At 71.4% G+C, this 26,607-nt stretch carries 33 protein-coding genes and 1 tRNA gene; 12 read left to right on the top strand and 22 right to left on the bottom strand.

All coding sequences use genetic code 11. The features are described from left to right. The first annotated feature begins 58 nt into the window (after window positions 1-58). Window positions 59-817: a TetR/AcrR family transcriptional regulator gene (locus CLM62_RS07250; protein WP_095749010.1), complete on the top strand. Its 759-nt coding sequence runs from the start codon at window positions 59-61 to the stop codon at window positions 815-817. A gap of 9 nt (window positions 818-826) precedes the next feature. On the opposite strand, the gene CLM62_RS07245 is transcribed toward CLM62_RS07250, so the two are convergent. Continuing rightward, the gene (locus CLM62_RS07245) at window positions 827-1,300 is read right to left on the bottom strand and encodes a PPOX class F420-dependent oxidoreductase (protein ID WP_095749009.1); all 474 of its coding nucleotides are present in this window, start codon (window positions 1,298-1,300) and stop codon (window positions 827-829) included. A gap of 244 nt (window positions 1,301-1,544) precedes the next feature. Here CLM62_RS07245 and CLM62_RS07235 point away from each other — a divergent pair, with 244 nt between their 5' ends. Continuing rightward, the gene (locus CLM62_RS07235; protein WP_143658964.1) at window positions 1,545-1,934 is read left to right on the top strand and encodes a hypothetical protein; all 390 of its coding nucleotides are present in this window, start codon (window positions 1,545-1,547) and stop codon (window positions 1,932-1,934) included. A gap of 10 nt (window positions 1,935-1,944) precedes the next feature. Here CLM62_RS07235 and CLM62_RS07230 read toward each other — a convergent pair whose 3' ends face one another. From CLM62_RS07230 to CLM62_RS07220, 3 genes are all read right to left on the bottom strand, one after another. Beyond that, window positions 1,945-2,766 carry a YceI family protein gene (locus CLM62_RS07230; protein WP_095749007.1) on the bottom strand — a complete coding sequence of 274 codons (822 nt, stop codon included), beginning with the start codon at window positions 2,764-2,766 and terminating at the stop codon, window positions 1,945-1,947. A gap of 93 nt (window positions 2,767-2,859) precedes the next feature. Further along, window positions 2,860-5,409, bottom strand: coding sequence for an MFS transporter (locus tag CLM62_RS07225; RefSeq protein ID WP_179381985.1), 2,550 nt, complete (start codon window positions 5,407-5,409; stop codon window positions 2,860-2,862). Window positions 5,410-5,422: 13 nt separating this feature from the next. Next, window positions 5,423-5,932 (bottom strand): MarR family winged helix-turn-helix transcriptional regulator, encoded by a 510-nt coding sequence (locus tag CLM62_RS07220; RefSeq protein ID WP_095749005.1) that lies wholly within the window; start codon window positions 5,930-5,932, stop codon window positions 5,423-5,425. A gap of 195 nt (window positions 5,933-6,127) precedes the next feature. Here CLM62_RS07220 and CLM62_RS07215 point away from each other — a divergent pair, with 195 nt between their 5' ends. Then, window positions 6,128-6,331 (top strand): hypothetical protein, encoded by a 204-nt coding sequence (locus tag CLM62_RS07215; protein WP_095749004.1) that lies wholly within the window; start codon window positions 6,128-6,130, stop codon window positions 6,329-6,331. A gap of 5 nt (window positions 6,332-6,336) precedes the next feature. Here the strand turns inward: CLM62_RS07215 and CLM62_RS07210 are convergent, their stop codons facing one another. From CLM62_RS07210 to CLM62_RS07170, 9 genes are all read right to left on the bottom strand, one after another. Then, the gene (locus tag CLM62_RS07210; protein ID WP_095749003.1) at window positions 6,337-7,062 is read right to left on the bottom strand and encodes a hypothetical protein; all 726 of its coding nucleotides are present in this window, start codon (window positions 7,060-7,062) and stop codon (window positions 6,337-6,339) included. Window positions 7,063-7,116: 54 nt separating this feature from the next. After that, complete coding sequence (locus CLM62_RS07205; protein ID WP_095749002.1) at window positions 7,117-8,004, bottom strand: RNA polymerase sigma factor SigF; 888 nt, start codon at window positions 8,002-8,004, stop codon at window positions 7,117-7,119. Window positions 8,005-8,369: 365 nt separating this feature from the next. After that, complete coding sequence (locus CLM62_RS07200; protein ID WP_179381984.1) at window positions 8,370-9,245, bottom strand: RNA polymerase sigma factor SigF; 876 nt, start codon at window positions 9,243-9,245, stop codon at window positions 8,370-8,372. 155 nt (window positions 9,246-9,400) lie between these two features. After that, window positions 9,401-9,694, bottom strand: coding sequence for a Dabb family protein (locus CLM62_RS07195; protein WP_095749001.1), 294 nt, complete (start codon window positions 9,692-9,694; stop codon window positions 9,401-9,403). A 12-nt stretch (window positions 9,695-9,706) separates the two neighbouring features. Further along, entirely contained in the window at window positions 9,707-9,883 is a 177-nt protein-coding gene (locus tag CLM62_RS49840; RefSeq protein ID WP_095749000.1) for a hypothetical protein, read from the bottom strand. A 320-nt stretch (window positions 9,884-10,203) separates the two neighbouring features. After that, window positions 10,204-10,288, bottom strand: a tRNA-Ser gene (locus CLM62_RS07185). Window positions 10,289-10,384: 96 nt separating this feature from the next. Then, window positions 10,385-10,810: a tRNA adenosine(34) deaminase TadA gene (tadA, locus tag CLM62_RS07180; RefSeq protein ID WP_253267022.1), complete on the bottom strand. Its 426-nt coding sequence runs from the start codon at window positions 10,808-10,810 to the stop codon at window positions 10,385-10,387. A gap of 56 nt (window positions 10,811-10,866) precedes the next feature. Beyond that, entirely contained in the window at window positions 10,867-11,397 is a 531-nt protein-coding gene (locus CLM62_RS07175; protein ID WP_095748998.1) for a hypothetical protein, read from the bottom strand. A gap of 358 nt (window positions 11,398-11,755) precedes the next feature. Continuing rightward, window positions 11,756-11,950: a hypothetical protein gene (locus CLM62_RS07170; RefSeq protein ID WP_179381982.1), complete on the bottom strand. Its 195-nt coding sequence runs from the start codon at window positions 11,948-11,950 to the stop codon at window positions 11,756-11,758. A 111-nt stretch (window positions 11,951-12,061) separates the two neighbouring features. Between CLM62_RS07170 and upp the strand changes: the two genes are divergently transcribed. Beyond that, window positions 12,062-12,697: a uracil phosphoribosyltransferase gene (gene upp / locus CLM62_RS07165; RefSeq protein ID WP_095748997.1), complete on the top strand. Its 636-nt coding sequence runs from the start codon at window positions 12,062-12,064 to the stop codon at window positions 12,695-12,697. 13 nt (window positions 12,698-12,710) lie between these two features. Here upp and CLM62_RS07160 read toward each other — a convergent pair whose 3' ends face one another. The 6 genes from CLM62_RS07160 to CLM62_RS07140 form a co-directional block, all read right to left on the bottom strand. After that, on the bottom strand, window positions 12,711-13,352 hold the full coding sequence (locus CLM62_RS07160; RefSeq protein ID WP_257003701.1) for a LytR C-terminal domain-containing protein: 642 nt from the start codon (window positions 13,350-13,352) through the stop codon (window positions 12,711-12,713). 138 nt (window positions 13,353-13,490) lie between these two features. Next, complete coding sequence (locus CLM62_RS07155; RefSeq protein ID WP_003999914.1) at window positions 13,491-13,787, bottom strand: type II toxin-antitoxin system VapB family antitoxin; 297 nt, start codon at window positions 13,785-13,787, stop codon at window positions 13,491-13,493. A gap of 138 nt (window positions 13,788-13,925) precedes the next feature. Further along, on the bottom strand, window positions 13,926-14,048 hold the full coding sequence (locus CLM62_RS51160; protein WP_257003700.1) for a hypothetical protein: 123 nt from the start codon (window positions 14,046-14,048) through the stop codon (window positions 13,926-13,928). A 50-nt stretch (window positions 14,049-14,098) separates the two neighbouring features. Continuing rightward, complete coding sequence (locus tag CLM62_RS49830; RefSeq protein ID WP_095748995.1) at window positions 14,099-14,440, bottom strand: hypothetical protein; 342 nt, start codon at window positions 14,438-14,440, stop codon at window positions 14,099-14,101. 108 nt (window positions 14,441-14,548) lie between these two features. Next, window positions 14,549-15,142, bottom strand: coding sequence for an HhH-GPD-type base excision DNA repair protein (locus CLM62_RS07145; protein WP_095748994.1), 594 nt, complete (start codon window positions 15,140-15,142; stop codon window positions 14,549-14,551). Window positions 15,143-15,186: 44 nt separating this feature from the next. Beyond that, entirely contained in the window at window positions 15,187-15,906 is a 720-nt protein-coding gene (locus CLM62_RS07140) for a siderophore-interacting protein (protein ID WP_095748993.1), read from the bottom strand. A 78-nt stretch (window positions 15,907-15,984) separates the two neighbouring features. Between CLM62_RS07140 and CLM62_RS07135 the strand changes: the two genes are divergently transcribed. From CLM62_RS07135 to CLM62_RS07115, 5 genes are all read left to right on the top strand, one after another. Next, window positions 15,985-18,069, top strand: coding sequence for a penicillin acylase family protein (locus tag CLM62_RS07135; RefSeq protein ID WP_095748992.1), 2,085 nt, complete (start codon window positions 15,985-15,987; stop codon window positions 18,067-18,069). Continuing rightward, window positions 18,062-18,679 carry a GNAT family N-acetyltransferase gene (locus CLM62_RS07130; protein WP_095748991.1) on the top strand — a complete coding sequence of 206 codons (618 nt, stop codon included), beginning with the start codon at window positions 18,062-18,064 and terminating at the stop codon, window positions 18,677-18,679. The genes CLM62_RS07135 and CLM62_RS07130 overlap by 8 nt, the downstream gene beginning before the upstream one ends. After that, entirely contained in the window at window positions 18,669-19,142 is a 474-nt protein-coding gene (locus tag CLM62_RS07125; protein WP_095748990.1) for a cupin domain-containing protein, read from the top strand. Before CLM62_RS07130 ends, CLM62_RS07125 begins: the two co-directional genes overlap by 11 nt. After that, the gene (locus CLM62_RS07120; protein WP_095749042.1) at window positions 19,139-19,921 is read left to right on the top strand and encodes an SDR family NAD(P)-dependent oxidoreductase; all 783 of its coding nucleotides are present in this window, start codon (window positions 19,139-19,141) and stop codon (window positions 19,919-19,921) included. Before CLM62_RS07125 ends, CLM62_RS07120 begins: the two co-directional genes overlap by 4 nt. A 128-nt stretch (window positions 19,922-20,049) precedes the next feature. Then, the gene (locus CLM62_RS07115) at window positions 20,050-21,786 is read left to right on the top strand and encodes a copper resistance CopC/CopD family protein (protein WP_095748989.1); all 1,737 of its coding nucleotides are present in this window, start codon (window positions 20,050-20,052) and stop codon (window positions 21,784-21,786) included. 24 nt (window positions 21,787-21,810) lie between these two features. On the opposite strand, the gene CLM62_RS07110 is transcribed toward CLM62_RS07115, so the two are convergent. Then, entirely contained in the window at window positions 21,811-22,236 is a 426-nt protein-coding gene (locus tag CLM62_RS07110; protein WP_095748988.1) for a hypothetical protein, read from the bottom strand. Window positions 22,237-22,393: 157 nt separating this feature from the next. Between CLM62_RS07110 and CLM62_RS07105 the strand changes: the two genes are divergently transcribed. The 3 genes from CLM62_RS07105 to CLM62_RS07095 all read left to right on the top strand — a co-directional run bounded on the left by CLM62_RS07105 (window position 22,394) and on the right by CLM62_RS07095 (window position 24,629). Continuing rightward, window positions 22,394-23,590 (top strand): sensor histidine kinase, encoded by a 1,197-nt coding sequence (locus CLM62_RS07105; RefSeq protein ID WP_095748987.1) that lies wholly within the window; start codon window positions 22,394-22,396, stop codon window positions 23,588-23,590. Next, window positions 23,587-24,255, top strand: a complete 669-nt coding sequence (locus CLM62_RS07100; RefSeq protein ID WP_095748986.1) for a response regulator transcription factor — start codon at window positions 23,587-23,589, stop codon at window positions 24,253-24,255. The genes CLM62_RS07105 and CLM62_RS07100 overlap by 4 nt, the downstream gene beginning before the upstream one ends. Before the next feature lie 143 nt (window positions 24,256-24,398). Then, entirely contained in the window at window positions 24,399-24,629 is a 231-nt protein-coding gene (locus CLM62_RS07095) for a hypothetical protein (RefSeq protein ID WP_143658962.1), read from the top strand. Between the two features lie 138 nt (window positions 24,630-24,767). On the opposite strand, the gene CLM62_RS07090 is transcribed toward CLM62_RS07095, so the two are convergent. Both CLM62_RS07090 and CLM62_RS51155 read right to left on the bottom strand, forming a co-directional pair. Further along, complete coding sequence (locus CLM62_RS07090) at window positions 24,768-25,970, bottom strand: right-handed parallel beta-helix repeat-containing protein (protein ID WP_095748984.1); 1,203 nt, start codon at window positions 25,968-25,970, stop codon at window positions 24,768-24,770. A 152-nt stretch (window positions 25,971-26,122) separates the two neighbouring features. Beyond that, window positions 26,123-26,245: a hypothetical protein gene (locus CLM62_RS51155; RefSeq protein ID WP_257003699.1), complete on the bottom strand. Its 123-nt coding sequence runs from the start codon at window positions 26,243-26,245 to the stop codon at window positions 26,123-26,125. Between the last annotated feature and the right edge of the window lie 362 nt (window positions 26,246-26,607).

Genomic DNA, 26,607 nt, shown 5'->3' with positions numbered 1-26,607 from the left:
CATATCGATGCAGCCCCGCGCCCCTGAAGGGGCGTTGGCAAGTCCAGGAAGGTGCGCCATGGTGGAAGCGGCCCGGCGGGCGGCGCGGACCAGTGTCTGGCTGGAGGGCAAGTCGCGTCGCGGTGGGCGTGGTGGCGGGCAGCCGTCCGGGCTGGACCGGGACCGGATCACCGAGGTCACCGTACGGCTGCTGGACGCCGAGGGACTGGCCAAGTTCTCCATGCGCCGGCTGGCCGCCGAGCTGAACGTCACGGCGATGTCCGTCTACTGGTACGTCGACACCAAGGACGACCTCCTCGAACTCGCCCTCGACGCGGTCATGGGCGAGGTGGAGCTGCCCGACCCGGACGCCGACGAGGACTGGCGCGACCAGCTGCGCACGCTGGCCCAGGGGTACCGGGCCGTGCTGGTCCGCCACCCCTGGGTGTCGCCGCTCGTCGGCACCTACGTCAACATCGGCCCGAACAACCTCGCCTTCTCGCGCGTCGTGCAGCGCGTCATCCGCAAGACCGGCCTGCCCACGCACGGTCTGGCGGCCGCCATCTCCGCCGTCTTCCAGTTCGTGTACGGCTTCGGCACGATGGAGGGCCACTTCCTCGCCCGCAGCGCGGACTTCGGCATGACCCCGGACGACTACTTCCAGCACGCCATGAGCACGGTGACGCGGGCCCCGCAAGCCTCTGAGCTCATCCAGGAGTCAGCGGAGCTCATGGAGGCCCGCGGGGGCGACACGGTCGAGGAGATGTGGGAGCGGGACTTCGACTTCGCCCTGGACCTGCTGGTCGCGGGGATCGAGGCGATGGTGGCCCGCGGCTGACTGACCTGCCTACCCCTCCTCGCCGACCAGCCGTGCCGGAAAGCCCCCTGTAGCCACCGGCCCCCACCTCTCCGGCGTAACGCGGATGATCGACTTCCCCTGCTTCACCATCGCCTCCCGGTACTCGTCCCAGTCCGGGTGCTCACCGGCGATGTTCCGGTAGTACTCCACCAGCGGCTCCACCGAGTCGGGCATGTCGATGACCTCGGCCGTGCCGTCGATCTGGACCCACGGCCCGTTCCAGTCGTCGCTCAGCACGAGGAGGCTGACCCGGGGATCCCGCTTGGCGTTGCGGGTCTTGGCGCGCTCGGGGTAGGTCGAGACGACGATCCGCCCGGAGTCGTCGACGCCGCAGGTCAGTGGCGATGCCTGGGGGCTGCCGTCGGCACGCCGGGTCAGCAGGATCGCCCGGTGCCGGGGCCGTACGAAGTCCAGCAGCTCGTCCAGGGACACGGAGGTGTTGGTCGCGATGTTCGGTGCCATGGGGCCAGCCTAGGGCCCTTCTGACGGATCTCCGCGGCGTCGCGGCGTCCGGCACGCACTCTCGCCGCACCGCGCGAAAGCCCTAGTAGCTCCGCTACGAGGACTTCCACGCGGCACGCCGAGAGCACGCACCGGACGCCGCTCCTTCTCCCACGGAGATCCATCAGAAGGGCCCTAGAACCAGAGCGGCCATGTTTCGCCGGAGGCCTGCGCCGCCCCACTCCCACCGCCTACCGTCGTCCGCATGAGCGCGGAAGACCTCAGCCCCGAGGAACAGTGGCCGCTGCCGCCCGGGTGGATGTGGGACTGCGCCGAGTGCGTCCGCCGCTACGAGGCGATGAAGCACGTGCAGGCCGTCATCGCCGGGTTGACCGCGGAGGACCCGGGCGTCGACTGGGACGTCACGGACAGCATCGTCGGGACGCAGATCAGCCTCAGCCGCCATCTGGCCGACGCGCACCGCGAGTCGCTGCCCGACTGGGACCCGTCCTGCAAGACCTGCGCCGGCCACCAGGAATCCCTGGCCAGGGCGCGGGAGCGGACCCCGGACATGGTGCGGGGAGTCGTCATGGTGGCCGAGGAGCACCTCGCCCGCCACCTGTTCGCCCCGCCCCGCATAGTCGGCCTCATGTAACAGGCCGGGCTTATGCCGGCGGCAGCGACTCCCCCTGCACCGCCTGGATGTCCAGCTCCACCTTCAGTGTCGTACCGATGGCCGCGATGCCCGCCTGGACGACCTGGTTGTAGTCCATCGCGAAGTCCTCGCGCCGCAGCTGGGCGGTCGCGCGGAACGCCGCCCGGGTGCCGCCCCACGGGTCCGCGCCGGTGCCGAGGTAGGCGAGGTCCAGGTCGACCGGTCGTACGACACCGTGCAGGGCCAGCTCGCCGTGCACCGTCCAGCGGTCGGAACCGGCCTCCGCCAGGCCCGTCGAGCGGTACGTGATCTCCGGGTACCGCTCCACGTCCAGGAAGTCCGGCGACCTCAGGTGCTCGTCCCGCATCCCGTTCCCGGTGTCGATGGACGCGGCCCGGATGACCGCCTCCACCCGGGACTTGCTCACGTCGTCGGGCGCGATCTCGATCGAGGCCGAGAACTCCGTGAACCGGCCGTGCACGCTGGAGATCCCCAGGTGCTGGGCCACGGCGGCCACGCTGGAGTGCGCCGGGTCGACGGTCCACGGCCCCGGCGGCGGCAGCTCGGTGCCGCCCTGCCGGGCCAGCGTCACCGTCCCGACCTCGGCCCGCCCGCTCGCGGTGACGAGCGCGCTGCAGGCGGCGGGCGCGTACCCGACGGCGGTGACGATGACGGTGTACGCCCCCGGTTCCAGCGGGTTCGGGTCCCGTACGGCCCCCTCGGCGTCCGCCTCGGCCCGCAGCACCTGCGAGCCGGTCATGTCGGTCACCGTGACGACCGCGTGCGACACGGCCCATCCGTCCCGGGTACGGATCCTCGCGGTCAGTCCCATCTCACGTAACTCCTCAGCCTCGAGGGACCGGCCCGTGGCGGTGGGCGCACCTCCGCTCAGAGCGCGCCGCGCCACCACGGGCCGGGGTCCGGATCACTCGCCGGGGTGGGCGAGTTCGATGTCGTGGTCGTCGACTCCGCGGCCGTTCACCGTCAGCGCGGTCGCCACCGGCGGGTAGCCGGTCGCGATGACGGTGTACTCGCCACCGTCCAGGTCGGTGAAGGCGTACGCCCCGTCCGCCCCGGTCGTGGCCGTGCCGACCACGTTGCCCGCCGCGTCGACCAGCGTCACGCGGGCGTCGGCGAGGGGCCCGTACGGCGCTCGTACGACGCCCTGGAGCCGGGCGCCGGAGTCGAGGTCGATCTCGATCCGGGTCACTCCGGTGCCGCTCACCTCGACGGGCAGGGCGCGCGGCCGGACCCCGGCGGCGTTCACGGCGACGGTCAGCGCCCCCGGAACCAGCTCGGCGAAGGAGAACTCGCCCTGCTCACCGGTGGTCCCGGTGGCCAGCAGATCCCCGCGCACATCGGTCACGATCACCATCGCGTCCTTGACGGGCCCGCCCGTCTCCACCGCCCGGACCAGCCCGCTCAGCCCGCTGGTGCCGCTGAGCAGGATGTCGTACGACACCGGCTCACCGTTCACCACCACGGTGGACGCCTGCGGCTGGAACCCGTCGGCGGAGGCGATCAGGACGTACGATCCCGTGCCCGGCGCGTCCACCGCGTAGGAGCCGTCGGCCTGTGCCACCGACCGGCCCAGCTGCCGGCCCGCGAGCGAGATCAGCGTGACGGCGGCCTGCGGCACGGGTGCGCTCTCGGCGCCGCGGACGAAACCCCGTACGGGGATGCCGCCGGAGGACTCGCCGGGAGGGGCCACCGTGGCGACGGCCGTGAGCCGCTGCGTGTCGGTGCCCTCGGCGGCGGTCTCGGTGTTCGCCACGGCCCAGCTAGGCACCCGCTCCTCAGCCGGAGCCGGAGCCGGAGCCTCGGCGACGGCCGGGGCGGCCTCCGCGCGAGCCGTGTCCTGCGCCTTCTGCTCGGCCGCCTGCGCCAGCGCGCCCTTCGTCCGCAACGGAACCTCCTTGATGAACAGGCAGATGAACAGGGCGACCAGCGCGACCGGGGCGACGTACAGGAACACGTCCGCGATGCCGTGCCCGTAGGCGCTCTCCACGACCGTGCGCAGCGGCCCGGGCAGCGCGCTCACGTCCGGGATGCTGTCGGAGGAGCCGCCGGAACCGGACAGCCCGGCCGCGTACTTCGGGTCGAGGGTGGCGAGGCCGTCCTTGAGGTGGTCCGTGATCCGGTGGCTGAGCACCGCGCCGAACGCGGAGACGCCGACCGCGCTGCCCAGCGTGCGGAAGAAGGCCACCGTGGAGCTGGCGGCGCCCAGGTCGCCCGGCTCCACCTGGTTCTGGGTGCACAGCACGAGGTTCTGCATCATCATGCCGACGCCGAGGCCCAGCAGCGCCATGAAGATCCCGATGTGCCAGTACTCCGTGTCGTACCGGATGGTGCCCAGCAGCCCCATCCCCGCGGCGAGCAGCAGACCACCGGCCAGCAGCCAGCCCTTCCACCGCCCGGTCCGGGAGATGAACTGCCCCGAGACGGTCGAGGCGATGGCCAGACCCGCGATCATCGGGATGGTCAGGACGCCGGACATGGTCGGCGACTCGCCCCGGGCCACCTGGAAGTACTGGCTGAAGAAGATCATGCCCACGTACATCGCGACGCCGACGAAGAGCGAGGCCGCGGAGGCCAGCGTGATGGTGCGGTTGCGGAACAGCCGCAGCGGGATGATCGGTTCGCTCGCCTTGGACTCGACGAGCACGAACAGGGCGAACAGCACGAGCGACCCGCCGACCATGGCGTACGTCTCGGTGGACAGCCAGTCGTACTTGTCACCGGCGAAGGTCACCCAGACCAGCAGCAGGCTGACCGCGGCGGTGATGAAGAAGGCACCGCCCCAGTCGACCTTCACGTTCCGCTTGAGCACCGGCAGGTGCAGGGTCTTCTGCAGCACGATCAGGGCGATGACGGCGAAGGGCACGCCGACGTAGAAGCACCAGCGCCAGCCGAGCCAGCTGGTATCGGTGATGACACCGCCGATCAGCGGGCCGCCGACCATCGCGGTGGCGAAGGTGGCGCCCAGGTAGCCGCTGTACCGGCCGCGCTCCCGCGGGGAGATCATCGCGGCCATGATGATCTGGGCGAGGGCCGTCAGACCGCCCATGCCGATGCCCTGGACCGCACGGAAGCCGATGAGCATGCCCGTGTTCTGGGACAGTCCGGCCGCGGCCGAGCCGGCCACGAATATGACGAGCGCCAGCTGAACGAGCAGCTTCTTGGAGAAGAGGTCGGCCAGCTTGCCCCACAGCGGCGTGGACGCCGTCATCGTCAGCAGGGACGCGGTCACGACCCAGGTGTAGGCGCTCTGGCCGCCGCCGAGGTCGCCGATGATGTCGGGCAGGGCGTTGGACACGATCGTCGACGACAGGATCGCGACGAACATGCCGAGCAGCAGCCCGGTGAGCGCTTCCAGTATCTGCCGGTGCGTCATAGGAGCGCCGTCGGAGGGTCCCGAGGAGCCTCCCCCGTGCTTGGCGTGTGCCCGCACACCGGTTGGTGTGGTCGTTGCCATGGGCTTCCTTCTCTTACTTGGTGATCGCGGGTGTCGCGGGTGTACGGGTGGACTGTTCGAGCGCGGGTTCGGTGGGCGGCCCGGCCGGCGCGGACCGGCAGTCGTCGAAGCTGGCCCGCAGCCGCGCCATCAACCGGGTGAGCTCGGTGATCTCGTCGTCACTCCAGTCGCTCAGCCGCTCGGCGAGCATCCGCGTGGTCCGCCGGGACAACTCGTCCATCTGCTCCCGGCCCGCGGGCGTGAGGCGCAGGATGCGCGAGCGCTTGTCCGCCGGGTCGGGGGAGCGCTCGATCCAGCCGCGGTCGACGATGTGGGCGACTTGGCGGCTGGTGACCGACATGTCCACGGCGAGCAGCTCGGCCAGCTTGCTCATGCGCATGTCTCCGTGGCGGGTCAGGATCGTCAGCACGGTGGCGGAACCGCTGGAACAGTCGGACGGCAGAAGACGCCCCAACTCCCTCTTCACGGCCCCGAAGGCGCTGAACTGACGGATCAGCTCCTCGTACTGCGCCTGCTCGGCCATCACACCTCCCGCGTTCGTTGCTTAGGGCAACCGTAGGGGAGCTTGGTTGCTACAGGCAAATAAAAGGAGGTAGGCACGGCATAAAAACTTGGCAAAGGCAAGTATTGCGACCGTAAATGCGCAGGTGACCCTCACTGACCCGGAGCCCCGGCCCCCACTTGGGCCACACCCCCGGATTCGCTAGTGTCTCGGGGCATGGCTAACACCCAGGGCCCCCAGGGCAACCAGGACCCCGCAGGCAGCACCCAGATGTTCCGCGCGTTCGTCGACGAGGGCCCGCAGGGCCGACAGGGCCGACAGCAGGCGGCGGCTTCGTCGGGGCCGCGTGTGGGGCTGATCATCGGCGTTGTCGTCGCCGTCGCGGTTGTGGCGGCGGTGGCGTGGCTGGCGCTGAAGTAGGGCCGCTACTCCCACCGAACGGCTACGTCCCGCGTCTCCACCCGCATGCCCAGCGGCACGCGCCACGCCTCGACGCACACCGTCCAGGTCTTCTCCTTCCGCGCGCCGGCCTCGATCGGTGCCGGGAGCTTCTCGGTGGACTCGATCGTCGCCCAGTCGACGCCGAGTGCGCCGATGACGTGTGTGGCGAAGGTGATCGTGCCCGAACGTACCGCCGATCCCCCGGTGTTGTGGAAGGCGACGGTCACGTCCTCGCACCACCGCTTGTCCGTGGGCTTTCGTGCGGGCGCGCTCACGGTCAGGTCGGCGGGGCCCCCGGGTCGTGCCGTGGGGCTGGCGGTGGGCGCCGTCGGCGAAGGTGATGGTCTCGGTGTCGTACGACCGGACTCGGCGCCCTCGGCCGAAGGGCGCGGTGGGCTGCTGAACGAGAACGAGTCGGACGGGCCGGTTTCCTGAGCGCTCTCCGATGTACCGCCCTGGGCGGGCGCACGGGGAGCCGCGCTCGCCGTCGGCTCGGTCGGCTCCTCGTCGAGCGGCACCAGCGTGACCGCCCCCGTCGGAGTCACCGCCGTACCCGACGCCCGAGGGGGCCCGCCCGCCGCCCCGGTGGCGACGTAGCCGCCGTCACCGCCACCTCCGCAGGCCGCCAGCGCTCCGCCCAGACAGACGACGGCCGCCGACGCGCCGATCAGGGCGCTCCGGCGGCCATGCGTCCACGTTGATCGAAGCATCGCGCCATGGTGGCTGACGCTCCGTCAAATGGGAAGCCTCGTGCCGTGCTTCCGTCAGTCGGAGATGAGGCCCTCGCGCAGCTGCGACAGCGTCCGGGTCAGCAGCCGGGAGACGTGCATCTGGGAGATGCCGACCTCCTCGCCGATCTGCGACTGGGTCATGTTGGCGAAGAAGCGCAGCATGATGATGCGGCGCTCGCGGGGCGGGAGCTTGGCGAGGAGGGGCTTCAAGGACTCCCTGTACTCCACGCCCTCCAGGGCGCTGTCCTCGTACCCGAGGCGGTCCGCGAGGGAGCCCTCGCCGCCGTCGTCCTCGGGGGCCGGGGAGTCGAGGGACGAGGCCGTGTACGCGTTGCCGACCGCGAGGCCGTCGACGACGTCCTCCTCGGAGACTCCGAGTACGGCGGCGAGTTCGGTGACCGTCGGCGAGCGGTCCAGCTTCTGGGAGAGCTCGTCGCTGGCCTTGGTGAGGGCGAGCCGGAGCTCCTGCAGGCGGCGCGGGACGCGGACCGACCACGACGTGTCGCGGAAGAACCGCTTGATCTCGCCGACCACCGTCGGCATCGCGAACGTCGGGAACTCCACGCCCCGTTCGCAGTCGAAGCGGTCGATCGCCTTGATCAGGCCGATGGTGCCGACCTGGACGATGTCCTCCATCGGCTCGTTGCGCGAACGGAACCGGGCGGCGGCGTACCGCACCAGCGGGAGGTTGAGTTCGATGAGCGTGTCCCGGACGTACGCACGCTCGGGGCTGTTCTCGTCGAGTGCGGCGAGCCGCAGGAACAGGGAGCGGGACAGGGTGCGGGTGTCGATGGCTCCCGAAGTCGGGAGTACCGGGGCCGGCGCGGCCTCGAGGGCCGGAACGTCGTCAAGCGCGGCGTCGGGCGCAGCCTCGCTCTTAGTGAGCGTGAGCACCTTCGAGCTGCCCTGGTCTGCGGACATGCCACCCCCTTTGGGTCGCGAGGACGGTCACGGCGAACGCTCCCACTTCAGGAACGCAGCCTCCACCTGAATACCGGCGCCGAAGCCCCGGCAAACGCGCTTCCCGCAGAATGTCACATGTCGGCAACACGCTGTAGTGACATGTCGACATGCGAGACGCGAATACGCCCTGGAAGAAGGGGGTCTGACGGTTTTTCGACGCAGAGGTGTCGGGATCTGTGCTGGTGAGCGATTCGCTCGCAACGGTTACCCGTCGATCGCGTATTCGGTTACTGCCCGACGGGCATCGTCCTTATGTAGCGCTTATGCCCTTACGCGTCGATCCGGATGCCCTTACGCGTCGATGCCCTTACGCGTCGATGCCCTTACGCGTCGATCCGGTTCGCCGATCGCAGCCGCTGGAAGCTACGTGCGAGTAGCCGCGAGACATGCATCTGGGACACGCCGAGTTCCGCACTGATTTGCGACTGGGTGAGATTGCTGTAGTAGCGCAGGAGAAGGATTCTCTGTTCGCGCTCCGGCAGCTGGACCAGCAGATGCCGGACGAGATCCCGGTGTTCCACGCCGTCCAGCGCCGGGTCCTCGTAGCCCAGCCGGTCCAGCAGCCCCGGCATCCCGTCGCCCTCCTGGGCGGCCTCCAGCGAGGTCGCGTGGTACGACCGCCCGGCCTCGATGCACGACAGCACCTCCTCCTCGCTGATGCGCAGCCGCTCGGCGATCTCGGCGGTGGTCGGGGAGCGTCCGAAGGCGGTCGTGAGGTCCTCGGTCGCGCTGTTGACCTGCACCCACAGCTCGTGCAGCCTGCGCGGTACGTGGACCGTGCGGACGTTGTCGCGGAAGTACCGCTTGATCTCGCCGACCACCGTCGGCATCGCGAACGTCGGGAACTGCACGCCCCGGTCCGGGTCGAAGCGGTCGATGGCGTTGATCAGGCCGATGGTGCCGACCTGGACCACGTCCTCCATCGGCTCGTTGCGGGAGCGGAAGCGGGCGGCGGCGTAGCGGACGAGTGGGAGGTTGGCCTCGATGAGCGCCCCCCGCACCCGATTGTGCTCCGGCGTGCCCGGCTGCAACTCCTTGAGCTGGGTGAAGAGCACCTGGGTGAGGGCACGCGTGTCGGCGCCGCGGCTGCGCTGGGGGGCGGCGGGCGCGGGGGTTTCCGGGACCGGCTCGGCCGTCGGCTGGGGCGGCGCTTGAGGCGCAGTACTGGCCGGCACGGTCAACTCCACCTCGTGATCCATCAACTCATCCGTCAAAAGCGGTCATAGCATCACAAGACATGTGCACTGTGTGCAAGCACCGCATATCGCCGTGTTGAGGGCAGGTTCGTGCATAAGACGCAGAAGAGCCCCGCGCCATTCCGGCGGGGGGCTCCGAAGCTCCGAAGAGAGCAGTCTCAGTACTCGTAGTCCGCGATCACCCACGTGGCGAACTCGCGCCACAGCGCGACGCCCGCCTGGTGCTCCGGGTGCTCGACGTAGCGCCGCAGCGCGGCCGCGTCCTCGAACCCCGAGTTGATGGCGAAGTCGTAGGCGATGGGCCGGTCGCTGATGTTCCAGCCCAGTTCCCAGAAGCGGATCTCGGGGATCTTGCCCTCGAGGGCGCGGAAGGCCGCCTCGCCCTTCACCACGCGGGGGTCGTCGCGCTCGACGCCCTCGTCGAGCTTGAAGAGGACGAGGTGGCGGATCATGTGTGCTCCTGGTCAGTCAGCCCCGTCGGCGAGCCAGGTGAAGAAGTCGCCGACGGCCTTGGCGGCGTCCGATATGCCCTCGAACCCTATCTGGACGTAGTCGGCGGCCTTGGCCGGGTCCGTAATGATCACGTAGAGCACGAAGACCACGAGCACATAGACGGCGATCTTCTTCGAGTTCACCGCCATCGCGGCCTCCTTTGTGCCTGGTGTTGCCTGTAGGGCCTCCTGTTGCCGGCGGCGAGTGTATCCTTCGCGCCCCGCGCGGCCACCAGGTCCTCGCGTACGGCGATGGCGGGCGGAGCACCTTCGTGCCGCACGCGCGCGGCCCGATGGGCCTGTCCGGCCCTGACGACGACGAAGTACGTCCTGACGGGAGACGGTCACATCCGCGCCGACGCCCCGACGGCACCGGGTCTGAGCTGCGACGCCCTCGGCGGCGTGCCGATCGACTGAGACGGAAGATCACGAAGGGCCCGGTCCAACGGACCGGGCCCCTCATCTACCAGCGGTAGCGGAGGGATTTGAACCCTCGGTGACTTGCGCCACACTCGCTTTCGAGGCGAGCTCCTTCGGCCGCTCGGACACGCTACCGAGGGAGACCTTACAGCAAGGTCGGGCGTGGTTTGAAATCGGTATTCAGCGGGATCGACGGCCACAGGACAGTCAGCCGGACAGTCAGCCGGAAAGTCAGCGGGACCGGAAGAAGTCCGTGAGAAGCCGGGCGCACTCCTCGGCGAGCACGCCCTCGATCACCTCGGGGCGGTGGTTGAGCCGTCGGTCGCGGACGACGTCCCAGAGGGAGCCGGCCGCGCCCGCCTTCTCGTCCCGGGCGCCGTAGACCACGCGGTCCACCCGGGACTGCACGAGGGCGCCCGCGCACATCGTGCACGGCTCCAGCGTCACGACCAGCGTGCAGCCGGTCAGCCGCCACTGCCCGACCCGCGCGGCGGCCCGGCGGATCGCCAGGACCTCCGCGTGCGCGGTCGGGTCGCCGGTGGCCTCGCGTTCGTTGTGGCCGGCCGCGAGCACGGTCGTACCGTCCGGGGACAGTACGACGGCACCCACGGGCACATCCGCGCCGGCCCGCCCGGCCTCGTCCAGGGCGAGCCGCATCGCGGCCCGCCAGCGGTCGCGTACGGGGTCCGGTGTCCGTCCTGCGGCGGGCGAGGTCAGCGGACGGTCTCCAGAACCTCCGAGGCGCCCAGGGACTCGGCGATCTCGGTGAGCGCGTCCGCGGACAGCGACTTCAGTTCCTTCTCGGTGACGCCGAGGTCGTCGAGGATCTCGGCGTCGCCGACGGGACCGTGCGGCACGGCCTCGGCGGAGCCGCCGTCCTCGGCGTCGTCGTCCTCGTCCTCACCGTCCTCGGTGCCGTCGAGGTCTAGGGCGTCCAGGTCGGTGGCGTCGTCGTCGCCGGGCTCCCTTCCGAGCAACTCGTCGGTGAGCAGGATCTCGCCGTAGCTGCTGCGGGCAGCGGCGGCGGCGTCCGACACGTAGATACGAGGGTCCTCCTCGCCGTCGATGCGGACGACGCCGAACCAGGCGTCCTCCTGCTCGATCAGCACGAGCACCGTGTCCTCGTCGGGAGAGGCTTCCCGGGCCAGGTCGGCCAGATCCGACAGGGTCTCCACATCGTCGAGCTCTGTGTCGCTCGCTTCCCACCCGTCTTCGGTGCGCGCGAGCAGTGCGGCGAAGTACACCGTGACTCTCCCACTGGTCATAGGCGTGCCGGTTGGGGGTCCCCCCGGCGGAGGTAGCGGGCGGGGAGAGCTGGGCTCCGAGCCCCACCCACTCGGAATCGTGGCAGAAACAAGGCGCTCAGGGGACGTCTTCGGCTCCCTGTGTGTCCGGCTGCCGCCGATCGCGTGTGCGTCGAGAGTCCGCGGAGGGTCCATGGAGGGCTCACCAGCGCACTCGTCGCCGCCAACAGCGGATCGTACGCGGCTTTTCCAGACACCCGCGCACAGCCACCGGAGTAACGCCCGCGCGCCCTGTGATCTTCCCCCGGGCGTAGCTTTTCCGTAGCCCTTTCGGCGTGTCCCCGCCCTCACCCGGGTCTTACCAGCGGAACGTCCGCATGCGCATCGCGTGCCTCAGCCGTGCGGTCTTGGCGCGGCGTGGCTGGACGCGGTCCCGCAGTTCGCGGGCCTGGGCGAGGTCGCGCAGGAACTGGGCGCGGCGCCGTCGGCGCTCGACGTCGGCCTCCTGTGACGACGTGTCCTCTCGGGTTTCGCGGTCAGGCAGGTCAGTCATAGGCACACCACCCTGGTACGCATCACCCCGGTACATCCCTCCCACTTTCCCTCTGACGGGCGGTTTGATGCCAGCACAAGGGCTAACGGGCGCCCGGCTACTGTTAGGCCCATGCGTCTCCACGTCGTCGACCACCCTCTGGTCGCCCACAAGCTCACCGCGCTGCGCGACCGGCGCACCGACTCCGCGACCTTCCGCCGTCTCGCCGACGAACTGGTCACCCTGCTCGCCTACGAGGCCACGCGCGACGTGCGCACCGAACAGGTCGACATCACCACGCCGGTCGCCTCGACCACGGGCGTCAAGCTCTCCCACCCGCGCCCGCTGGTCGTGCCGATCCTGCGGGCCGGCCTCGGCATGCTGGACGGCATGATGCGGCTGCTGCCGACCGCCGAGGTGGGCTTCCTGGGCATGATCCGCAACGAGGAGACGCTCCAGGCCTCCACGTACGCCACGCGCATGCCGGAGGACCTCTCGGGCCGCCAGGTGTACGTCCTGGACCCGATGCTGGCCACCGGCGGCACGCTGGTCGCGGCGATCCGCGAGCTGATCAAGCGCGGCGCCGACGACGTCACCGCGGTGGTGCTCCTCGCCGCTCCGGAGGGCGTGGAGATCATGGAGCGGGAACTCGCGGGCACCCCGGTCACGGTGGTCACGGCCGCGGTCGACGACCACCTCAACGAGCACGGCTACATCGTCCCGGGCCTGGGCGACGCGGGGGACCGGTTGTACGGGGCGGCCGAGTAGGTCGTACGACCGCTCAGCAGGCCTTGTCGGAGGGCGTGGACGTCGGCTGAGGTGCGGCCAGCGCGGCCAGTGCCTTGTCGGCGTCCGCCCTGCTCGTCAGCTCCTTGAAGCCGGTGCCGATGATCAGGTCGAGGGCGTTGCCCTTGCGGGTGGCGTCGGTGCGGCGCTCGGCCGTGGTGAGCTGGGTGGCCAGGACGGGCAGCGAGGTCTTCACGGAGGACGCGGGGCCGAGCAGTATCCCCGTGCCGGCGACCTTCTTGTCGTACTTCTTGGTCGCGTTGCCCACGTCGCCGATCTTGAAGCCGCGCTTCTTCAGCTCGTCCGCGGTCTTCTTGGCCAGGCCGCTGCGGGGCGTGGCGTTGAAGACGTTGACGGTGATCCGGCCCGGCTCGACCACGGCGGCGGCACTGCCGGACGCGGAGGGCGTCGCCCGCGTGGCGCAGTCCGTCTTGGGACCGGCCGCGGTGGCCTTGTCGCCGCCGGTGAAGACGTCGATGAGCTGCAGCGTGCCCCAGCCGATCAGCCCGAGGACCGCGACGGAGGCCACCAGCCCGACCGCGAGCCTGCCGCGCCGCCGGGACCTGCGCATCCGGGGGTACTTGTTCCCCTTGATCCGGTACTGGCGGCCCATGCCTTGGGGAGTCAGCATGCTCATGGGCGCAGCGTAGTGCGCCTGGGCGGCGATGCCTACTAGATGATCATTGGATGCCGCGCAGGAGAACCCAAAAGGGCCAAGCCTTCACCGGGCGGTCACACCAGTCCGTGCGGGCCGCTCGGTCCGGTTCGAGGTCGCTCAGTCCAGTTCGAGTACGCGCGCGTGCAGCACCTGGCGCTGTTGCAGCGCCGCCCGCACCGCGCGGTGGAGGCCGTCCTCGAGGTACAGGTCGCCCTGCCACTTCACCACGTGCGCGAACAGGTCGCCGTAGAAGGTGGAGTCCTCGGCGAGCAGGGTTTCCAGGTCGAGCTGGCCCTTGGTCGTCACGAGCTGATCGAGGCGGACCGGGCGCGGCGCGACGTCCGCCCACTGCCGGGTGCTTTCCCGGCCGTGGTCGGGGTACGGCCGGCCGTTTCCGATGCGCTTGAAGATCACACGGAAAGCCTACCGGGCAAGCCTCTCCGGGCGCAGCCTCCCCGCTCGGCCCGCACGAGCAAGTACGCGCGGATTGTGACGCATATCAGCCAAATGGGTCGGTACGGCGGAGGCGGTGGTCCCGCCTCCGCCGCCGGATCAGCGGTCCCGTTTCTCCGGGGGCCGCTGCGGTTTCGGTTCCTTCATCTGCGGCTTCGGCGTGTTGCGTGCGGCTTCCGCGCGCAGCAGGGCGCGCAGGGCCGCGTATGGGTCGATCGGCATGGCTGTGTTCCTTGCGTCGAACTGATGAACCGGGGAGCGGACCGGTTCTGTCAGCAGCGCAGGACCACCGAGCGCAGGGCGTGCAGGGCGTGCGGGACGCGCGGCGGGACGGGCAGGGGGCGCGCGGTCGGGGCCGGGGGTTCCGGCTCCGGGACGGGCGCGGGACGCAGCGGTACGACGGGGCGGGCCGTGCCCCGAGGGGCGGGCCGCAGCACGGTGTCGAAGGCGTCGTACTCGAAGGCCGCCGCGCCGCCCTCGCCCGCCACCGCGCCGACGGGCACCACCTGCGCCCCCGCGTGCGCGCCCGGCACGAGCAGGGCGAGCAGCAGCACGAGCAACCGCGGCCAGGCATGCCGACGAGGGACACGGGGGGCCTGCGGTGCGGTGCTCACGGGAGGTCCTCTCCCCGTGAGACCGATGCCGTTCATCGCACTAATGGCGAGATCCACCCGATCGGCGGACCGCTACCTGGCCCCATGACCCCCACTTGGGCCAAGGGCCTACTGTCTGGCGGCCTTCGCCGCCTTGGCCGCCGCCTTCATCTCCTGCTTGTGCGCCCGGACCTTGGCCAGCGACTGAGGCCCGGTGATGTCGGCGACCGAGCGGAAGGACTTCGGTTCGCCGTAGGCGCCCGCGGCCTCGCGCCAGCCCTCGGGGCGCACGCCGAGCTGCTTGCCCAGCAGGGCGAGGAAGATCTGTGCCTTCTGCTTGCCGAACCCGGGCAGCTCCTGCAGTCGCTTCAGCAGTTCGCGCCCGTCGTCGACGCCCTTCCAGACGAGCTCGGCGTTACCGTCGTAGTGCTCGACGAGGTACTGGCACAGCTGCTGGATGCGCTTGGCCATCGAACCCGGGTAACGGTGCACGGCGGGCTTGTCCGACAGGAGTGCCGCGAAGGCCTCCGGGTCCTGCGCGGCGATCTCGTGCGCGTCCAGGTCGTCCGCGCCCATCCGCCGGGCGATGGCCGAGGGCCCCTTGAACGCCCACTCCATCGGAATCTGCTGGTCCAGCAGCATCCCGACCAGCGCGGCGAGCGGGGAGCGCCCGAGGAGTTCGTCGGCCTCGGGGTCCTGGGCGAGGTGAAGAGTGACGTCCATGCCCCGATCATCGCGCGGACGGGGGCGGGCCGCCCACTTCGGCGTCAGGGCCGCCAGTACCCCAGCGCGTGCATCCGCTGCTTGGGCACGCCCAACTCCTTGCGGACGTACGACGACAGGGTCCGGGTCGTCGCCGTGTCGCAGGCGATCCACACGTACGGCTCCGGGCCGGCCCTGAGCAGCTCGGGCAGGGATGCCTTCACCTCGGCGATCAGGTGGGCGCCGGAGTCCCGTCGGGGCACCTCCCGCAGGTCGTGGCGGGTGGCGTCGGCACGGCACGGCAGGCCGTCCACCGCGCCCTCGAACCAGATGGTCGCCGGGGCGGTGTCCAGCGCGTCGAGCAGGGAGTTGAGCGCGGGCAGCGAAGCCGGGTCGCCGATCGCGAAGACGTGCGTGGGATCGGGCTGGGGCCGCTGGAAGCCCGTCCCGTGCACGGTCGCCTCGATGGTGTCGCCGGGTTTCGCCGCCCGCGCCCAGTCACTGGCGCACCCGTCGTGGAGCGCGAACTCCAGCGTGAAGGTGCCGGCAGCGGGGTCCGGGTCTACGAGGGTGTACGCGCGCTGGTGGGGCTTGCCGGCGTTGTCGAACCAGAGCCGTACCCACATCGTGGGGTGGATTCCGGTGACGGCCAGCATGCCGCCGTCGGTGAGGTGGACGCGCCGGTAGTGCTCGGTGACGTCCTCGGCGCCGGTCACGGTGAGGCCGAAGTCCTTCGCACGCAGCAGTTTGAGGACCGCCCCCTCCCAGCCGTGCCCCTGCCCCATCGCGTCTTCACCCTTCGCGTACGCTTCCCCCACCAATCACTTAGGCAAGCCTAACCTAAAAGAAAGCGGGGGCACAGAGTGATCACCGGGATCTACCGCGACGCCTGGGGGATTCCCCACCTGCGCGCGGACAGCGCGCGTGCACTCGCCCGTGCCCAGGGCCGCGTGACCGCCCTCGACCGGGCCTGGCAGCTGGAGGTGGAGCGGCACCGCGCGCAGGGCACCTCGGCCGCCTTTCTCGGCACCGAGGCCCTCGCCTGGGACAGCTTCGCGAGACGGGCCCGCCTCGACGACACGGCCAGACGCTGCTTCAGATCCCTGGAAAGACGGGATCCGGAGACGGCGGACTGGGTGCGGGCGTACGTCGACGGGGTGAACGAGGGGCTGGCCAGGGCCACGGCGCCGGAGTTCGCCCGGGCCGGCCTCGCCCCCGGCCGCTGGGAGCCCTGGACCCCGCTCGGCGTCTGGCTGGCCACCCACATCCTCTTCGCCGGTTTCCCGGCCAAGCTCTGGCGGGAGCAGGTCGTCCAGCACCTCGGCGCGGACGCCGTCGCCCTCTTCGCCACCGACGGCCCCGGCACCTCCGGCAGCAACGGCTGGCTGGTGAGCGGCGAGCGGACCACCACCGGCCACGCCGTCATCGCCGGCGACCCGCACCGCTTCATCGAGGACCCCGGCGTCTACCAGCAGATCCACCTCTCCTGCCCCGAGTTCGACGTCGTCGGCCTCGCCGTCCCGGGCGTCCCCGGCATCGCCCACTTCGGACACACCGGCACGGTCGCCTGGGCCATCACCAACGCCATGGCCGACTACCAGGACCTCTACCGCGAGCGGCTGCGGCGCACCGGCGCCGGTGTCGAGGCCCTCGGCCCCGACGGGGTCTGGCGGCGCGCCGCCCGGCACACCGAGACCGTCGAGGTGGCGGGCGAGGAGCCGGCCGAGGTCGAGGTGATCGAGACGGACCGGGGGCCGGTGATCATCGGCGGGCCCGAGGGCCTGGACGACCGGGTACCGGACTCCGGCACCCCGGTCGCCGTCAGCCTCCGCTACCCGCCCCGCGTCACCGACGACCTGGGCTTCAGTGCCCTGCTCCCCCTGCTGCGGGCCCGCCGGGTCGCCGACGTGGACCGCGCCTTCGACGCCTGGGCCGAACCCGTCAACGTGGTCCAGGCCGCCGACACCGAGGGCGGCCTGTTGCACCGGGTCGCGGGCCGGGTGCCGCTGCGCGCCGAGGCCAACCGCATCCGGCTGGTGCCCGCCTGGGAGCCCGGCCACGAGTGGGAGGGCCGGCACGAGACGCCGTACGCCGGCCTCACCGACGGCATCGCCGTGATGGCCAACCAGCGCGGCCCCGCCGCCCCGCTCGGCGTCGAGTTCGCCCCGCCGCACCGCGCCGACCGCATCACCGCCCTGCTGACGGAGAAGGACCACTGGTCGCCCGCGGACATGCCGGCGATCCACATGGACACCCGACTCGCCTCCGCCGTACCCCTGTTGGACCACTTGGCGGCGCTGGACGGTCTGACCCCCGAGGCCGCCGCCATCAGGGACACCCTCCTGCGCTGGGACCGCCACATGGACGCGAGCAGCACGGAGGCCGCCGTGTACGCGGCGGTGCGCAGTGCGGTCGTACGACATCTCGCGGCGCACCCGGCGTTCGCCGCGCTGACCACCCCGCCCGCCTACCCGGAGGTCTTCCTCCCCTGGCTGGGCCTCGTCCCGCGCGTCGGCTTCGCCCTCGAACACCTGCTGCGGGCCGAGGAGTTGTACGGGATCGATCGTGCGGAGACCGTGCGCGCGGCCGTGGAGGAGGTGGCCGGGCACGAAGCGTCCGGGACCTGGGGTGACACCCACCGACTGTTCCCCTGGCGGGCCCTCACCGACACGCCGTACGACGAACCCGGCCTGTCCGGTGATCACGACTGTGTGCTGTGTACCTCCGCCGTGCCCGGCTGGACCGACCTGAGCGCGCGCGGCCCCGCCGCCCGTTACGTGTGGGACCTCGCCCGCCGTGAGGACAGCCTCTGGGTGGTCCCGTTCGGCGCCTCGGGCGTCCCCGGCTCGCCCCACCACCGCGACCAACTCCCCTTGTGGCTCAGGGGAGATCTCGTCCCGGTCGTCACCGACTGGCAGCAGCTGAAGAGGGAGAACGAGGATGTCTGACGTGTACGCCCCCACCCGCGAGCCCGTCCACGAGCAGACCATTGACGGCTTCGGCACCGTCCGCGTCCTGCCCCTCGACGCGCACGCCGACGCGGAGGTCGTCCACGCGTGGGTGAGCGAGGAGCGGGCCGCCTTCTGGGGCATGAACGGCCTCACCCAGGACCAGGTCGCGGAGATCTACGCGCACCTGGACACGCTCGACACCCACCACGCCTACCTGGTGGTGAAGGACGGCGAACCGGCCGCGCTCCTGCAGACCTACGAGCCGGAGGCCGACCGCGTCAGCGAGTGCTACGAGGTCCGGGACGGCGACATCGGCGTCCACCTGCTGCTGGCGCCCGCCGGTCCGGGCGGCGCGCGGTCCGGCTGGTCGACGGCGCTGCTGGTCGCCGTCACCTCGTACGTGCTGCTGGGCCTGGACCGCAAGCGGATCGTCGTCGACCCCGACGTGCGCAACGAGAAGGCGATCGCCCGCTTCCTGAAGCAGGGTTTCACGGCGGGCCCGGCCGTCGTCCTGCCGGAAATCGACATCCCGGACGTGTATCTGCCGGAGAAGCACGCCCAACTGGCGTTTCTGGAGCGCGAGGTAACCTTTCCGCGTGACGCCTGACCAGCTCATCGCCCACTACGGACTGGAACCCATCCCTCGCGAGGGCGGGCTGTTCCGGCAGACCTGGGCGGGCCCCGAGCGCGCCGACGGCCGACCGCAGGGCACGGCCATCGTCGCCCTGCTCACCGCGGACGACTTCTCGGCCCTGCACCGCCTGCCCCACGACGAGATCTGGCACTTCTACCGGGGCGACCCGCTGGAGCTGCTGCTCCTCGCCCCGGACGGCACGTCGAGCACGGCCGTCCTGGGGCCGGACATCCTCGCCGGCCAGCAGCCGCAGCTCACCGTCCCCGCCGGAACCTGGATGGGCGGGCGGGTCGTGGCGGGCGGGGAGTGGACCTTCTTCGGCTGCACGATGGCGCCCGGTTTCACCTTCGCGGACTACGAGCACGGGGACGTGGGGGAGTTGACGGCGCGTTATCCGGCGGAGGCCGAGCGGATCGCGGGACTGTGCCGACCATGAGATCCACGGGGCTGCTGGAGGGGCAGGTCGCCCTGGTCACCGGGGCCGGCGGCGGCATCGGGCGGGGCATCGCGCTGCGGTTCGCCGAGGAGGGCGCGGCGGTCGCCGTGCACTGCCGTACGGCGATGGAGGCGGCGCGCGAAGTGGCGGACCGCATCCGGGACCTGGGTCGGAAGGCCGTCGTACTGCGGGCGGATCTCACCGACGAGGACGGGTGCCGTCGGCTGGTCCGGGAGGCGGCCGAGTGGGCCGGCGGGCGGCTGTCGGCGCTGGTCAACAACGCGGGCGTGCAGCCGGTCCGGGCCCTGCCCGGGATGACGGCGGCCGAGTGGCGGGCGGTCGTGGACGCGAACCTGACGAGCGTCTTCGCGTGCACACAGGCGGCCGCCGACGTCATGCGGGAGCAGGGCGAGGGGAGGGTCGGCGGTTCGGTGACGCACATCGCGTCGATCGAGGCCGGCCACCCGGCCGTCGACCACGCCCACTACTCCGCGTCCAAGGCGGCCGTGGTGGCACACGCGCGGGCGGCGGCCCTGGAGTACGGCCCGTACGGCATCCGCGTCAACACGGTCTCGCCCGGCCTGATCGCCCGGGAGGGGCTGGCGCGGGACTGGCCGGAGGGGGTGCGGCGGTGGCAGGGGGCGGCGCCCCTGGGCCGGTTGGGGCGGCCGGAGGACGTGGGCGACGCGTGCGTGTTCCTGGCCTCGCCGCTCGCGTCCTGGATCACCGGGCACGACCTGGTCGTGGACGGAGGCGTGTCGGCGCGGCCCACGTGGTGAGCGTTCCCGAGTCCTCGTCCGTACCTCTCCAGAAGGCGGCTGATCCCAAGACGGAGAGAACTGACGTGGAGTGTGACGGTGAGCGCAGCGCAGGTCGACGACGCGGACGCCGGCGACTTCAAGGGCTGGTGCTGCTGGGCACCTTGCTGGTCCTGCTCCTCGGCGGCGCGGGACCGGCGTCGGCCCACGCCGCGCTCCGCTCCACCGACCCCGAGGACGGAACCGTCCTCAAGTCGGCCCCCCGCCACATCACCCTGACCTTCACCGAGTCCGTGGGCCTGCTGAAGGACTCCTTCCGCGTCCTGGACCCCGACAACCGGCGGCTGGACCTCGGCAAGGCGCGGCACGCACCGGACGGTTCCGACACGGCCCGGGTGACCCTGCCCGACGACCTCGCCGAGGGCACCTATGTGGTGGCCTGGCGGGTGGTGTCGGCCGACAGCCACCCCGTCGGCGGCGCCTTCACCTTCTCCGTCGGCACACCCTCGCCGACCCCGCCGGCCGTCGACACCGGGCCGGCCGAGGACCCGGCGACCGCCAGCCTCTACAACATCGCCCGCTACCTCGCCTATCTCGCCGCCGCCCTGCTCATCGGCACGGCCGTCTTCGTGACGGTCTGCCGCCCGCCGGACACCGGCCCGCTGCGCAGGTCCCTGTGGGTGGGCTGGTGGACGCTGCTCGGAGCGACGCTGCTGCTGCTGTTGCTGCGGGCCCCTTACGAGACGGGCACCGGCCCGGCGACCGCCTTCGACGCCTCGGCCCTCGGCGACACCCTGACCAGCCGCCCGGGCCTGGTGCTGCTGGTCCGGCTGGCCCTGCTGCCGGTGGCCGCCGTGTTCGTCGTACGACTGCTGCGGCACGGGGCGTTCTCGCGCACCTGGTCCGCGGCGGGCGGTGCGCTCGCCGTCGGTCTGGCGCTGACCTGGGCCGCCGGAGAGCACGCGTCCGCCGGGATCCAGGTGCCGGTGGCGATGACCTCCTCCGTGCTGCACGTCCTGGCGATGGCGGCGTGGCTCGGCGGCCTGATGGCCCTGCTCACCACGCTGTACCGGTCGTCCTCGGTCATGTCCGCCGACGTGGTCGCCCGCTTCTCCCGGCTCGCCTTCGCCTGCGTGAGCGTCCTCGTCGTCACCGGCGTCTACCAGTCCTGGCGCGGCCTCGGCTCCTGGACCGCGTTCACCGACACCTCGTACGGCAAGCTCCTGCTCGCCAAGCTGGCCGCGGTGGTGCTGGTGCTGGCGGCGGCATGGCTCTCGCGGCAGTGGACGGCACGGCTGGTGACGGTGGACGCGGAGGCGGTCGTACGGGAACGGGTGCCGGAGCCGGTGGGGGGCCCGCCGCTGCCGCCGCGGGAGCAGGCCGCCCCGGCTGCGGACGACCCCTTCCGCCGCGGCCTGCGCCGTTCCGTGCTGGCCGAAGTCGGCGTCGGTGTCGTGGTGTTGGTGATCACGACGGTGCTCACCGGCACACTCCCCGGCCGCGCGGCGGCCGAGGCGGCGACGGCGACCCCGGCGACCGGGCTGCCCGCCGCGTCCGTCACCACCGTCCCCTTCGACGTCGGCACCCCCGGCGGCCGAGGGAAGGTGCAGGTCACCCTCGACCCCGGCCGTACCGGCGACAACTCGGTCCAGGCCGTGGTCTTCGACTCCGAGGGCCTGCTGTCCACCGTCCCCGAAATCCGCCTCTCCTTCGCCCTCCCGGCCCAGGACATCGGCCCGATCGACGCCGAACTGACCGACCAGGGCGGCTACTGGGGGACGAGCGCGCTGAACCTGCCCATCGCCGGGGAGTGGACGATGAAGGTGACGGTGCGGGTGTCGGAGATCGACCAGGTGAGTGAGGAGCGGAAGGTGCGGATCGGGTAGGGCGGGGGCTGGATGTCCCCGCGGTCACCCGGGGATGCCCCGCATCCGCCGCACCCCGATCGCGCAGATTCCGCAGAACGCGCCCCACGCGGCGTTGACGAGGAAGAGCGGGACGATCGCGTACGGCTGGGCGAGAGGGCCCTGGAGCTCGCCCGTGAGGACGGGCGAGAGGACGGCGCTGCCGACCAGGGCGGCCAGCGCGTACGCCACCCCGGCCGCCACCGGCGTCAGCAGCGGCTCGGGTACGCGGGTGAGGCCGACGGCGAGGATCCACGTCAGCGTGATGACCACGGTGAGGAGGACGGGGGTGAGGGGCTTGCCGAGGGCGTCGCTCAGGCCGGTGATCGAGAACAGCGGCCGGACGAGCGCGATGGCGGTCAACGCGGCCACCATCGGCCGGTTCAGGCCGCGCAGCCGGTGGGCGAGCGGGGGCCGGGTGTCGGTGCTCATGGGTCCCAGGGTCGGCGGACGGTTCCTGGGGTGGCGTCGGCCCGGGGGCGACACTTGCGGTACCGCGCGGGTTGGGTGCCTCGGGCGGGCCGTACCTCTGTGGTTGTTACCTCTTGGGGCGGAGCCCCCGGGGACGGTCACCCCATACGCTGGCGGCATGGTGTCCGGTGCGATGTCCCGCCCCCGCCCCCGCCCCCGCCCCTGGCCGCGCCGCCCGCAGGGCCACGCGGACGCCGCCCTCGCCGCCGGCGTCCTCTTGCTGGTCGCGGTCGGCAGCGTCCGGTCGCTGATCGGCGAGCGGGAGGAGCCCTGGCCGGCCACCGTCCTCGGGTGGGCGCTGCTCACCGCCGCCTGCGGGGCGTTGTACCTGCGCCGCCGCCACCCGACGGCCGTCGCCTCGTTCGTGCTGGCCGCCACCATCGCCTACTACCTCGTCAGCGTCTACGACGGTCCCCTCATGGTCGCCTTCGTCGTGGCCCTCTACGCCGTCGCCGCCGAGGGCCGGCTCCAGGCGGCGGTCGCGCTGGCGGCCCTGACCGTGATCCTGACCGGCATCGGCACCCTGCTGGGCAACCACGACGTCAACGGCGTCGCGCTGTTCATGCTGACCGGGTGGCTGGTCGGCGTCGTAGCCCTTGGCTGGGTCCGGCACAACCGGCTGGTCCTGGCCCGGGAGGCCGAGCAGCGCGCGGCGAGCGAGGAGCGGCTGCGCATCGCACGGGAGTTGCACGACGTCGTCGGCCACCACATCTCGCTGATCAACGTCCAGTCCGCGGCCGCGCTGCGCCGTCTGCGCAAGGACCCGGCGGGCGGCCCGGCGCGGGCCGAGGAGGCGCTCGGCGCGATCAAGGAGACCAGCCGGGAGGCGCTGCGGGAGCTGCGGGCGACCCTGGGCGTGCTGCGCCAGGCCGACGAGACGGCACCCACCGCACCCGCGCCCGGCCTCGATCGGCTCGCCGACCTGGTGGAGTCCGCGAGGCTGGCCGGTCTCGCCGTACGCCTGGAGGAAGGGGGCGGTCAGCGGTGGCCGTTGCCCGCCGAGCTGGACCTGGCCGTGTACCGGATCATCCAGGAGTCGCTGACCAACGTGACCCGCCACGCGCACGCCACCACGGTCACCATCCGCACCGACCAAGGCCCCGACGCCGTCACGGTCGAGATCACCGACGACGGCCGCGGACCGGCGTCCCAGGGCGTCGCGGCGCCAGGCACCGGCATCAACGGCATGCGGGAGCGGGCCCGCGCCCTGGGCGGCGAACTGACCGCCGGACCCGGCCCGGAGGGCGGATTCACGGTACGGGCCCGGTTCCCCCGCACCTACTCAGCCACGAACGGAGCACCCCCGAAGCCATGATCAAGGTCGTGCTGGCGGACGACCAGCGCCTGGTGCGCGCCGGGTTCCGTTCGATCCTTGAGGACGAGGACGACCTCGAGGTCGTCGGCGAGGCGGGAGACGGCCAACAGGCCCTCGCCGTCTGCCGCGACCTGCGCCCGGACGTGGTTCTCATGGACATCCGCATGCCGGGCGTCGACGGTCTCCAGGCCGCCCGCGACATCGCCGCCGACCCCCGCCTCGACGGCGTCAAGGTGGTCATCCTGACCACGTTCGACCTCGACGACTACGTGTACGGCGCGCTGCGCGCCGGTGCGACCGGCTTCCTGGTCAAGGACACCGAGCCGGAGGAACTGGTGCACGCCGTCCGCGTGGCGGCCCGCGGCGATGCCCTGATCAGCCCCTCCGTCACCCGCCGCCTGATCGCGGAGTTCGCCGGCCGGGTCAGGGCCCCCGAGCCGAGCCCGCGCCTGAACGCCCTCACCGACCGCGAAAGCGAGGTCATGCGCCTGGTCGCCGCCGGCCTCACCAACGACGAGATCGCCGCCCGCCTGGTCCTCAGCCCCGCCACCTCCAAGACCCATGTCAGCCGCATCATGACCAAGCTGGGCGTGCGCGACCGGGCCCAACTCGTGGTGCTGGCCTACGAGTCGGGGATGGTCACTCCGGGGTGGCTGAGCGAGTAGCGGCTGAGTGAGCAGGGCTGGACGAGTGGCGACCGAGCGACCGCGGTCGTATGCGCGCGGCGAGGCCCGCAACCGGTGGAGTACGGCGGATGTCCGCCCCGGTCCGATGCCGTACGTCGTGCCTCGGCCGGATGCTGCGGACCATGACCTCACGTCCCTCTTCCCTGGCCGTCAAGGCACCGGCCGCCCTCCTCGGCCTCCTGACCGGCGGCGCCGCCGGTTTCCTGCTGACCGCCGGTGGGGCCGCGTACGTGGCGCACGCCCTCGGCCGAACCGTGGACGCCTCTGGCGCGTCGCGGGTCGCTTTCATCGCCGTACCGGTGATCTGTGCCGTGTGGGGCGCGGTCGTCGCCGTTCGCCGGGCCGCCAGGTGACCAAGGCCCGCCGCGCCCCAGTTGAGCAAGAAGATCGTGCGGACGCTCGATGTCACCGCTCTCGGCGCCGCCCTGACGGCCCGCTGGGACGGCACGCTCGACGGCAGGCGCGCGGCCGCCGGCACGTACACCCGCCGCTCAGAACCGTGCCCCGACATCCGCACCATTGCTGGGACGGAGGAACGTGGATGACGGAATGGAGCCGTCGGCCGCCCGCGGGCCGGTGATCGTGCCCGCGTTGGTGCTGACGAACGACCAGGTGCCGCCGAGATCCCAGGAGTTGCCGCTGCCGGTGGAGGTCGAGCCCAGCGAGGCGTTGGTGCCGTTGGCCACCGCCAGGTTCTTCGTCAGGGTGCTGGAGGACCGGTTGAAGTTGAACCCGGTCTTGGGGTTGTCCCACGCGGTGCAGCGTTCGATCTTCATCTTGCCGGGGTTGTCGTTGTCGACGAAGCCGCCGGCGGAGTTGTCCCACGCCATGCTGCCCCGCACGGTGTGGTTCGCCGCCACGCCGTTGCCGCCCATCTTGAACCCGTTGCCGTCGCCCTGGTAGTCGGGCAGGTTCCACCGGTTGAACCCGTTGCCCCAGGCGAGGGTGTTCTCGACGAGGATCGGCGAGTTGTCGAACATCCAGAAGTCCAGGCCGTCGTCGGCGTTGTTCCACAGCCGGGCACCGCGCAGCACGTTGCCGCTGCCGGCGCCCTCCTTGATGGCCAGGCCGTCGGCGCTCTCGCCGTTCTTGCGCGGGTCGCGGTTGCCGTAACTGTCCAGGTTCAGGATCTGGTTGTTGCCGGAGGCGCCCTGGAGATGGAACCCGGACTCGTAGTTGTCCCGGGTGACGAGGCGGTCGAAGACGTTGCCGCTGGTGTCCTGGCCGAACACGCCGTAGGGGCCGTGGACGATCTCCAGGCCGACCAGCCGCCAGTACTCCCCCTCGATATGGACGGCGCCGCGCTCGGGACGGGGGATGCTCGAGCCCACCGCTCCTGGGGTGTACGGCATGTTCTCGCCGTCGACGACGACGCGCTCGTTGTTGTAGTTGCGCAGGGTGATGGGCTGGCTCGCCGTACCGCTCTTGAGCAGCTGAAGGTTCTTGCTCGGCGCGTACGTCCCGCCCCGGACCTGGATCGTGGTCCCCGCCTGGGCGAGGTCCACGGCGCGCTGGATCGTCTTCAACGGGGCCGCGAGCGTCCCCGGGTTGCTGTCATTGCCGTTGGTCGCCACGTATAAGTCGGTTGCCTGTAACTGAGTGCCGGCCTCCGCGGTGCCTGCGGACGACACGACGAGGAAGCCGGCCAGGAGGGCGGACAGGCCGGTGGACAAGGGGACGGGTATGGGGCGCATGGTTCGTCTCCAGGGTGCGTGCGGGTCGTACACGGGTGACGGGAAAGCGCTTTCTAGAGGGAAGCTAGGGCTCTTGCTCTGAGCACGTCAATAGACGTGTAGGTGATTCTTGTTCCTATGTGTGAACTGGCGCGATGCCGGAGGAGCGGCCGTCAGCCTCGCTCCCGGTACACCAACAGGTACCGCCAGAACACCAGGTGCCGCAGCGTGGAGCCGGGCAGCAGCCGCCCCGCTTCCGTGCGGGTTTCGGCGTACGTCAGCGGGGGCGGCCACACGATCTGAAATGAAGTCGTAGTGGAAGTCGGGCAGTTGCTCCTCCCGCACCTCGGCCCGGCGGAACCGGGGCCCACCGCCGGCCGCTCTCGCCGCCTCGATGACGTCCGCATCGCGGTCGACCCCCTCCACGTCCAGCCCCTGCCCCGCGAGCAGCCGCGAGCAGCCGCGCGAACCACCCCGTCCCGCACCCGACGTCCAGCGCCGTCCACGCCCCCTGTGGCACCTGCTGCAGCAGCAGCGGGTGGTGGTGGCCATCGCAGTTGAAGCCCATGCGAGCGGACCCCGCCCATGCGCCACTCGTTCGGCGGCGCGATCACCGTTCGGACGTGGCCGAGCCATCGAGCAGTCGATGTCACCCGAT

This window comes from Streptomyces sp. SA15 (genome assembly GCF_002291145.1).
GTDB lineage: Bacteria > Actinomycetota > Actinomycetes > Streptomycetales > Streptomycetaceae > Streptomyces.
The sequence above is the reverse complement of the archived record's forward strand: the minus strand, read 5'-3'. Positions and strand labels throughout refer to the sequence as shown.